Source organism: Vibrio sp. V19_P1S1T109 (genome assembly GCF_002241375.1).
Taxonomy (GTDB): Bacteria; Pseudomonadota; Gammaproteobacteria; order Enterobacterales; family Vibrionaceae; genus Vibrio; species Vibrio anguillarum.
This window is the reverse complement of record NZ_NDIM01000167.1, coordinates 1-10,355: the sequence shown is the minus strand read 5'-3', so window position 1 is coordinate 10,355 and position 10,355 is coordinate 1. Positions and strand designations below refer to the sequence as shown.

Annotated in this window: 8 protein-coding genes; 4 read left to right on the top strand and 4 right to left on the bottom strand. The window is 44.8% G+C overall.

All coding sequences use genetic code 11. From position 1 onward, the window contains the following. The first annotated feature begins 345 nt into the window (after positions 1-345). Entirely contained in the window at positions 346-2,190 is a 1,845-nt protein-coding gene (locus tag B9J87_RS07930) for an ABC transporter ATP-binding protein (RefSeq protein ID WP_013868330.1), read from the top strand. A 97-nt stretch (positions 2,191-2,287) separates the two neighbouring features. Beyond that, positions 2,288-2,992, top strand: coding sequence for a DUF445 domain-containing protein (locus B9J87_RS07925; RefSeq protein ID WP_094150084.1), 705 nt, complete (start codon positions 2,288-2,290; stop codon positions 2,990-2,992). 87 nt (positions 2,993-3,079) lie between these two features. On the opposite strand, the gene B9J87_RS07920 is transcribed toward B9J87_RS07925, so the two are convergent. Together B9J87_RS07920 and B9J87_RS07915 are read right to left on the bottom strand one after the other, a co-directional pair. Then, positions 3,080-3,835, bottom strand: a complete 756-nt coding sequence (locus tag B9J87_RS07920; RefSeq protein WP_094150082.1) for a phosphatase PAP2 family protein — start codon at positions 3,833-3,835, stop codon at positions 3,080-3,082. A 313-nt stretch (positions 3,836-4,148) separates the two neighbouring features. After that, positions 4,149-6,026, bottom strand: coding sequence for a PhoX family protein (locus B9J87_RS07915; RefSeq protein ID WP_094150080.1), 1,878 nt, complete (start codon positions 6,024-6,026; stop codon positions 4,149-4,151). 441 nt (positions 6,027-6,467) lie between these two features. On the opposite strand from B9J87_RS07915, the gene B9J87_RS07910 reads away from it, so the two are divergent. Then, a complete protein-coding gene (locus B9J87_RS07910; protein WP_047688797.1) occupies positions 6,468-7,028 on the top strand; it encodes a hypothetical protein in 561 nt (186 codons plus the stop codon). A gap of 23 nt (positions 7,029-7,051) precedes the next feature. Continuing rightward, on the top strand, positions 7,052-8,620 hold the full coding sequence (locus B9J87_RS07905; protein ID WP_176429500.1) for a methyl-accepting chemotaxis protein: 1,569 nt from the start codon (positions 7,052-7,054) through the stop codon (positions 8,618-8,620). A 119-nt stretch (positions 8,621-8,739) separates the two neighbouring features. On the opposite strand, the gene B9J87_RS07900 is transcribed toward B9J87_RS07905, so the two are convergent. Then, on the bottom strand, positions 8,740-9,576 hold the full coding sequence (locus B9J87_RS07900; RefSeq protein WP_013868324.1) for an arginase family protein: 837 nt from the start codon (positions 9,574-9,576) through the stop codon (positions 8,740-8,742). Positions 9,577-9,582: 6 nt separating this feature from the next. Continuing rightward, complete coding sequence (locus tag B9J87_RS07895) at positions 9,583-10,317, bottom strand: IclR family transcriptional regulator (RefSeq protein WP_010316838.1); 735 nt, start codon at positions 10,315-10,317, stop codon at positions 9,583-9,585. Between the last annotated feature and the right edge of the window lie 38 nt (positions 10,318-10,355).

The following is a 10,355-nucleotide window of genomic DNA, read 5'->3' as shown; positions in this document are numbered from 1 at the left end:
CCATTATTCAAAAAATATTCACAGTAAAAACTCACTTAAAAGTAACGCAACTCGTTTATGGTTCTCTTATCGTCGATAACGATATTTAACTCGCTTCATTTTTTCACCCGATGGACGTTACTGACCATTCGAGCCAATGCTTGCTGCATTAACCACCGTATTAATCAGGCGCCGTTTTCTAGAGCCAAGCGCGAAAAGTAATCCGCCACTTATGTTGTGATTTCGTTATACTTCTGTTCGGCTTACTCCATCATTTGCTCCCCTTATAGGAGTTCAACGTTAGATTCTCGCGTTCTAGGCTTTTGGTCTCTCATACTTTAGCGAGAATTGGCATAAGGATTTTCGATGTATAAAAAATTTGAAAGCTTTACCCAAGCCTTTCCCAAAGAGGAACCCAAACAGCCTCCTGCGACCTTATGGGCCTTTTGTCGTTACTACACGCGCGGCTTTGAAAAACCACTCATTTTAATGGCGTTAATCAGCACGTTAATTGCCGTTGTTGAAGTATCACTGTTCGGTTTTATGGGCCAACTGGTGGATTGGCTCTCATCCAGTAACCCAGAGACTTTCCTAACTGAGAACCGAGACACCTTGATCGGTTTATCTATTTTAGTACTCGTGATCATGCCACTTTTGATTGGCATCTATTCACTGTTGATCCACCAAACTATGCTCGGCAATTATCCCATGTCGATCCGTTGGTTGGCGCACCGTTATCTGCTCAAACAAAGCCTCTCTTTTTACCAAGATGACTTTGCGGGAAGAATTGCCACTAAAGTGATGCAAACGGCGTTATCCATCCGCGAAACCGTGATGAAGACCTTGGATGTGTTTGTCTATGTGTCAGTCTATTTCACTGCGATTGTGGTGATGTTGGCGCAAGCAGACTGGCGTTTAATGGTGCCGATGCTCGTCTGGCTCGCGGCCTACATTTGTATTCAACTTCACTTTGTACCACAGCTTAAAAAAGTAGCATCAGAACAAGCCGATGCTCGCTCAACCATGACGGGGCGCATTGTCGATAGCTACACCAATATTGCCACGGTCAAATTGTTCTCACACACCCGCCGAGAAACCGACTATGCCGAACAAGGCATGGAGAGCTTTTTAGACACGGTTCACCGCCAAATGCGTTTAGTGACTGGTTTTAACCTGTGCGTTGAACTCGCCAACTATATTTTGGTGTTCGTGATTGCGGCGACTTCGATTTATCTATGGATGCAGAGTGCCATCAGTATTGGTGCAATCGCGATTGCGATCAGCCTTTCATTGCGCATTAATGGCATGTCGAAATGGATCATGTGGGAAGTCGGTGCGCTCTTTGAAAACATGGGCACAGTCGTGGATGGCATGAAAACCCTCTCGAAACCGATCACCATTGAAGATAAACCCAACGCAAAACCGTTGCAGGTTGCACAAGGTGGCATCGAATTTGATGACGTGAGTTTCCACTATGGCGAGAATAAAGGCGTTATTAACCATTTAAACCTGACCATTAAACCGGGTGAAAAAGTGGGCTTAGTAGGGCGTTCTGGCGCTGGGAAATCGACTTTAGTCAATTTACTACTTCGTTTTCATGATGTTGAAGGTGGGCAAATTCGTATCGATGGGCAAGCGATCAATGAGGTCACCCAAGATTCATTGCGCAGCAAAATTGGTATGGTGACGCAAGATACTTCACTGCTGCATCGCTCTATCCGCGATAACATTTTGTATGGCAACCCTGATGCAAGTGAAGAACAACTGCTGCAAGCCACCCGACAGGCACACGCGCATGAGTTTATCGAAACACTCACCGACCCATTTGGTAACCTAGGCTATGATGCGCAAGTCGGCGAGCGCGGCGTAAAACTGTCTGGCGGCCAGCGCCAGCGAATTGCTATTTCCCGCGTGCTGTTAAAAGATGCGCCACTATTGGTACTCGACGAAGCCACATCCGCACTCGACTCCGAAGTGGAAGCGGCAATTCAAGAGAGCTTAAATGAGCTGATGCAAGGCAAAACCGTGATTGCCATTGCTCACCGTTTATCAACCATTGCCGCAATGGACAGGTTGATCGTACTCGATAAAGGTAACGTCGTTGAGCAAGGCACACACCAAGAGTTGATCGCTCAAAACGGCATTTATGCACACCTATGGGCGCACCAAACGGGTGGCTTTATCGGTTGCGACGACGTTGAGATTGCTTAATGGTTTATCAACGGAGTTTGCGCTCCGTTGATGCTTCCACAATTCACTCTTTTTCCTTAGAATTCGCCCATTCCCTTTATTTAACTAGATTTGGATTATGAACAAGAGCTTACTCACTAATATCATTGCGCTAGTGCTCCTTGCAGCGGGCTATCAACTGGATAACACTATTGCGCTGTATGCGGGCTTATTTGCCTTCTCTGGCGCAATCACCAACTGGCTTGCGATTCACATGCTGTTTGAAAAAGTGCCAGGACTCTATGGCTCGGGTGTGATACCTGCTCGCTTTGAAGAGTTCAAAACCGCAATCAAGAGCCTGATGATGGAGCAATTTTTCACCCAGTCCAATATTGACCGCTTTCTCAGTAAAGAGATGACGGGCAGTAAAACGTTGGATCTTGAGCCTGTGATTGCCAAAGTTGACTTCAACCCAACCTTTGATTCTTTGGTCGAAGTGATTGCAAACTCTCCATTTGGCGGCATGCTGGCGATGTTTGGTGGAACCGACGCGCTACAACCACTCAAGCAACCGTTTGTCGAAAAAATGCAGCAATCTATGATTGATATCAGCCAAAGCGATAACGTTAAACAAGCGCTCAAAGAGCAGTTAGAAGCTCCTGAGATGATTGAAGAGATCACCGCTAACATCGAAAACATCATCGATCAACGTCTCAATGAACTCACGCCTAAATTGGTGAAAGAGATGGTACAGAAGATGATTAAACAGCACCTTGGCTGGTTGGTTGTTTGGGGTGGAGTATTCGGTGGTTTGATTGGTGTGGCTTCCTCCTTCTTTGCCTGATGCCGTTACTTATGTGATAGTAAAATGTGATTACAAAAAAGCCAGCACGTTTAATGTGCTGGCTTTTTTATGATGACTCGTGACCCGTTAACAGAGATGAAGACGCGTTAATAGTGGTTTTAATTTAGGGTGATCTAAGGGGTACACTTTGGGTATCACAAGGTAAATCATGCTGACAAACAGCAAGGAGCCGTATAAATCAACCGGACGATGCATCCCTAACCATAAGCGGCTAAAGGCGACCCCACAGGCCCAAAGCAGTAGACCCGCCGCAAAAATATAGCGCTTTTGTTCAATAAACAAGCCACCAAAGAAAGCCAGACAAATAGTAGCGAAGATCGTATGGCCAGAGGGAAATGAATAGTCCTTTTCACCCTGCCAATGACGTAAGCGCCAGTCACTGACTTGGGTTGCAATGTCGGTCATCACACTTTCTTTTTGTAATTCACTCAATTTATAAAAATGCGCAGGGTTTGGGATAAGCAGTTGATGCGTCATCAATTCAGTGTATGGGCGCGGGCTCTCTGTCAGATATTTTAAACCGGTTTTGGCAGCCATACCAACAACCAACAAAAAACCAATTTGAATAATACGGTTTAAGAGTAACGCTCTCGAGCACGCCGTTCGCGTTGCCAGGAAAGCCAGTACCGCAAAGGTAAAACCAAAGCCTTGCCAACCGGCCGAATCGGTTAAATAGGTAAAAAATGCACCGACGCCCTCGCTCACTGGTGTGGTCAAATCAATCGAAGACCCAACCAATGAGATGGGAACTAACAGCAACGAGAACGAGGCTAAGAGTACTAAGCCCGATTTTTTGATTTGGATTTGCTTTTTCACGCTCAATAGACACCGCTGGATTATTGAAGATCAGCATAATAACGGACGACACGCAAAGAACGTATCAAGCAATTGTCAATTTGAGGGAAAATAATCGCCCCGATTTCACCCTTTTTACTTATTTTCCTGACACAAAGAATTCATACATAACGTGTAGGAAAAGTAAACCAGACCATGTCCTGCCTAACCGAAACAACGTCTTCTTTCGTGCAAGATAGGAGGCGCCAAGAACGTGAATGGATGATGGTAACAGCGTTGACCGACAGCAGGAATGTTAAAAAGGGAGCCGCAGCTCCCTTCAGCGGAAAATGATCAGGGCTTATGCGCCAATCACCCCGCCGTCTTCACGAGTGATCATCATAATGGTCGAACGCGGCTTGGTGGTTCCACCGTATGGGAAATGCGATGGCGCTTCATCTTCCCCAGGGTGTTGAACGCCAACAAACATGGTTTTTTGATCCGGTGAAAAAGTTAACCCGGTTATTTCACAAGCAATCGGCCCAGTTAGGAAACGTTTGACTTCACCAGTAATTGGATCCCCACACAACATTTGGTTGTTGCCTTGCCCGGCAAAATCCCCTTTGTTGGAATAGTTGCCATCGGTTTGAATCCACAAGCGACCCGCTTTGTCAAAGCCGATACCATCTGGGCTGTTGAACATGTTGTCTGCTGAGATATTGTCGCTGCCCGCATAGAGATCGCCTTTATGTACCGTTGGGTTGCCCGCAATCAAGTACAGATCCCATGCAAACACAGTGCTAGTGTGATCCTCATTGGCTGGCATCCAGCGCAGAATCTGGCCATAGTTATTCTTAGCGCGAGGGTTAGGACCACCAACAGGTTGCCCCTCTTTACCTCGGTTTTTATTGTTGGTCAGTGTACAGAACACGTGCTTATTATCAGGGTGAATCGCAACCCATTCAGGACGATCCATTGTCGTAGCACCCACTTGAGTCGCTGCGCGGCGAGCAAAAATCATCACTTCTGCTTGGTCCTTAAAACCATTTTCTGGCGTTAAACCATTTTTACCAAAGGTCAATTCAAGCCACTTTCCTGAACCTTTCAGCTCTTGCTCATTCATATCAAACTTAGCAACAAAGAGGGTTCCTTCTTCCAATAAGTTGCGATTCGCCGCATCGTTACCAGCTTGGTAGCGATTTTTTGAAACGAATTTGTATAGATGTTCACCGCGTTCATCATCCCCCAGATAGACCACAGCATGGCCATCTTTGTTGAGAGTAAGCGCCGCATTTTCATGTTTGAAACGGCCTAACGCCGTGCGTTTAAGTGGCGTCGATGTTGGATCGTTCGGATCAATTTCCACTACCCAACCAAAGCGGTTTGGCTCATTGGGGTTTTTCGCAACGTCAAAACGCTCATCATGTTGGTGCCATTGATAATCACTGGGTTTGGCTTCAATACCATAACGCTTATGATCAGCCGTTAACTTCACGCCATCCTGGTTACTACCAAAGAAATCATCAAAGTTCTCCTCACACGTTAAGTATGTCCCCCACGGCGTTTGACCATTCGCACAATTGTTAAAAGTTCCCAGTGGATTTAAGCCCTTAGGATCAGTGGCGGTTTTCATTAGCGTATGGCCTGCAGCTGGCCCAGTGAGCAGCATTGGTGTGTTTGCCGTGATACGACGGTTACGCTTCCCTGCGCGGTCAACCGTCCACTGGCCATTTTTGTTCATCACTTCAACGACAGTAACGCCGACCGCAGCTTGCGCTTTACGCACATCATCTGCTGTCATCGATTTACCTTTGTGATCAAACAAGTATTCGTAGTTGGTGTATTCATTATTAATCGCAAGTACACCGCGATCATCCGAAATTGGGAAGAAGCTCATGCCATCAGTGTTATCACCAAATTGAAGCTCTTGTGCTCGTGAATCTTGTTTACCACTTTGGTCAAACTCAGGAGCATCAACAGAAATGGGGTCACCCCATGAAATCAACGGGGTCGCTTTATACCCTTTAGGAACAACGATGGCATCTGCCGTTGAGACAGGAATGGCTTCAAAATTGAGCAGTGAAGAGCTCGACTTTGCCGCAACAGCCTTAGCAACTGGATTTAAAGATAAAAACGCGCCTGCACTGACTGCCGCACTACCCGCCATAAAACGGCGGCGAGAGAGTCTCGCTTCGATCATTTCACTAAATTGAGACTCTTGCTCTTCACGCTTCCACATGTTTGCTCCTTGACTTTACTTGTCTTGTTATTGGATTTTGCAAGCAGCTTAGCGGTCTATCGTGACAAATAAGTTAAATTTACATTGCTTAACGGTGACAGTGAGTTAAAAAATAAAATCTATGCGTTAGCTAAATAAGCCATTCAGCACAGCTGGGTCACCACAAGTATCACTCCAAATCGATATTTTCTAACCGACCTCGTCGAGAAAACAATACAACCGGCACCGCCATCAAGCTTGTCAATTGTCAAAACGGATAGTTTTTTGTTTTGTTTGGCAAGAGATGAATATTCATTTGATCATGCGCTCAAATCACACCTATTTTTTTACAGTTTTCTATTCTTAAACTAGGCTCAAAGTGCATATTGATGAATATGAACATCTAAGATCACTACATACCTTATACACAACGCAAAATACCTAACTCGACTGGAGTCTGTTATGAAATATTTTATTTGCCTGATCGCTTGTTTCTCCTTTTCCTCCTTTGCTAATGAGTTTGAAGGGGCGCTAAAAAACTTCATTGATACCAAGGTGGCTGAAATCATTGCTAATCCCGTTTTAATCCAAGCCATTAATGCTCAAAACGCTCAACACGCGAACCTAACTCAAATGCAAATTGATCAACTCGACAAGGATTGGCGTAGCCAAGTGGGCCAAACCGATGCTCCACTGATCAACAAACTGCTCTCTTCCCCCGCATCTTCTGAACTTAAATCGATTCAACAAGCTAGCAACGGGCTAATTACGGAGATCTTTGCTATGGATAACAAAGGGCTGAATGTCGCCCAAAGCGAGATTACTTCTGACTACTGGCAAGGAGATGAGGAAAAGTGGCAAGACACCTACCTTAAAGGTCCAAGCGCATATCTAATTGGTGAGATAGAAGAAGATGAGTCGACCCAAATGTTTCAGTCACAGATAAGCCACAGCGTGGTTGACCCTAGCTCAGGGAAAGTGATTGGTGCCATCACCATCGGCGTTAACGTAGAAGCTCTTTAACTCATTGATCAGGATTACTCTATATGAGACTTAGTATTAGTCGGTTGGTAGTGGCAAGTGCGTCGCTACTTAGCGTTGTATCGCTGATTGCTATTTCCTATGCTCTATGGTCGAAAAGTGCCACAGTGATGTACTCGCTGAGCGCTCAAACTTATCAACAAATGGCGGCTTCTCTAGCTGAAAACGTCGCCACTTCGGTGCGCTTTAACAAAGTAGAGAGCTTGGAAGAGCGGGTTAAAGTCGCTGTCGATAGCAGCAATAAAGAACTCAAACATATAGCGGTTTTCCTTGCAGATGGATCTTTATTCTATCAATTAAATGAGAAGTCCGTATCTCCTAGCGGAGTCAATATAAAAAATGCGCTGACCCAAGCATCAACCAACGCCATTATTATTGAACAAAGCACACAACACGTGATCATCATCAACCCATTAACGTCGGGCAAGGAAGCAAAATTGGTGGGTTACTTAGTTACTCAGTGGCAATTTGACAAGGTCAATGCCATTTCCAAGGAACTGGGGCTATGGGCCATTTCAATTGGCATAACCTTCGTGTTGATTACTTTTATTGGCTTGTTTTTTATTTTGAGGAGCGCTCTACTGCATCCTTTAAATCAGCTGAAAAACTTATGTGAATCATTGGCTTCTGGTCGGTGTGACCTCAAGCAACGAATTCCATTTAACAAAGATAACGAGTTAGGTGACCTTGCCACAGCAATCAATATGTTCATTGAAAAAGTGGAACACACCTTCCACCCTATTGAACAAAACATCTGCGATGTCACTGATGTTACGAAAGCTGTTGAACGACAAGTGAAGCAGCTAGAACACAATATCAATGGTCAGCAGCGGGAAATTGCGCAATCAGTACAAATTGGTGAAGGTGCTCGGCAAAGCATTGCGTCAGTCACCGAGAATATCAATACTGCGTCGCTGTCTTTACAACAAGCCGTTATTTCTGGGCAAGAAAGTCAACAACAACTTAAACATGCATTAAGTGAAAATAAAAACCTAGCAGAAAAGTCACAAGTAACAGCAAAAACCGCTGAGAGCCTAAATGCCCAGGTTGAAAAAGTCACCGATATCTTACAGATCATCCGTACGATCGCTGATCAAACAAACCTGCTTGCGCTCAATGCGGCCATTGAAGCGGCTCGCGCGGGTGAGAATGGTCGCGGTTTCGCCGTCGTGGCAGACGAAGTGCGTAACCTAGCGGAAAAAACATCCTCTTCAACCAACCAAGTGGAAGAGATCCTTACCGTGCTTAGTAACTTTTCGAAAGACTTGATCGGCTACATGGGGGAAAGTGTCAATGCATCAATGAGTTGCGTTGAAGCTATTGAAAGTAGTAACGAGTTAGTCAGCCAAGCGATCAAGGATGTTAATCAAGCGAATAACGCCAACCACTTAGCGGTCAATTCATCTGATGAGCAACTGTCACATGTTGAAGATTTGCTAACGCAACTGAGCAATCTTAATCAACATTCACTCGAACTACTTAATGACAGCAAAGTGATGAGCGATTGTAGTAAAGAGCTCTTCCAGAAAGCACAAGCCACTTCATTATCACTCAGCAAGTTTAGTGCTCATTAACCTAATACTAAAAACCGAACAACACACTTAAGCATACTTCAAATAGTTGAGTTCCATAAAACAAAAACCCCAGACAACTGGGGGGTTTTTGTTTGGTATATATGAGAATCAATATGTCACTACGCAGCGTGGATCACATCTGGTGATAAAGCACATAGCTCATCTAAAATTTCTTTGGTCTGCTTAGAATAAATCAATTTATCCTTCGCCCCCACCAGTTGGATAAGCTTTACCTTGCCCGAAAGCGCACATTGCCTTAACGTTCTTAGTACCATTTGGTTATCTAACGCGTTGTTCTCATCAACCCCCACTCCCGGAACTAAAGAGGCTAAATCAATCGTCACGATCAGTTGATCACAATGCTCTATGTAGTGACCTAATTGGCTTTTTAGTTGATTACGATGACGAAAACCGCACTCATTCAGCGTTAACCAATCACAGCCTAAATCTTCTGCATACTCCCACACTTGGTTGGATTGATGCATTTCATCAATTCCAATACAAAATAGGCGCGTATTGTTATAGCGAGAGAGTGCAAAATGAAATGCAGAGCCAACTTGTAGGTCCAGCGTTTGTTTCAGCTCAAAATGATGTCCGATACTCACAATACCAACTTCGTCATTCTCAAAAGCCATCACTGGCAATGCATTGAGCAGCATTTCGTGACAATTCGCTAGTACGACAGGCACTGAGCTCAGTGCTAATTGATGACTCAAGGTGTCTTGAAAACGGGTGGCATTTTTATCTTTGACGACTATATGTCCCGCATCAGAGTAACAAGGCGTGGATTGACGCTGATAGAGCCAATCTGATGCAAATTCAAGGCTCTGCTGAGCAAATTCAAACTCTACTTGAGACATTGGCTTTATCTGTTCACAGAGTGTCATGAACGTGAATGGATAAGCGGGTTGGCTCTGTGTACGACTCATACGGTAGCGTTTGAATAAACTTAGCATTATGAATTACCTTTCTGGTGGCAACGCTCTTGCTGCCTGTAATACATGTAAAATGATCCGCTGCTTGTTGGTTTCAACACGATGGGCTGGAGCCATCACTGAAATTGCGCCGATCAACTTACTCCCTTTCATTACGGGGGCACTAATTCCGGAAACGCCAGGATCAATTTCTGACGTGCTCACGGCGTACCCATTACGACGTATTTTTTCCAACTCTGTCTGCCATTTTTCCATTTGGTGGTCTTCACCAAAATAACGAAGAATTTTTTCACAGCGCGGAGCGGGTAAATACGCCAACATCACTTTAGATGAGGCACCTCGAAGCAGGGGTTGACTTTGACCCTGGACGAAGCTGCATCGAAGTGCCTGCATACTTTCTTTTTGGCTAACGCACAAGGCTCGGTATCCCACCGGAACCATGTATGCCGCCATTTCGCCTGTCTGTTTCTGTAATCGACTTAACACCGCATCGACTGCATCTAAATTGTGTTGACTCGTTTCATAACTGCGCATTAAAAGTAGAGCCGCCGAACCGATGATCAACGTTTTGTCGTGTGGGCTCTCTTCGATCAAGTTCCACTCTTTCAAAATCTTCAGATGTCGGTACAAACTACTCAGCGGAACTTGCAATTGTTCGCTCAAGGTTTTCGCTGATACTGGCTCTTCATTTACCGCCACTTGCATCAATAATTGCAGTGACTTTTCATTAACTTGGCTGGCCGATAATTTCGTTTCGTTCATGTTTTCTTTTTAGCCTCATTTATTCCACGCCTCAACTA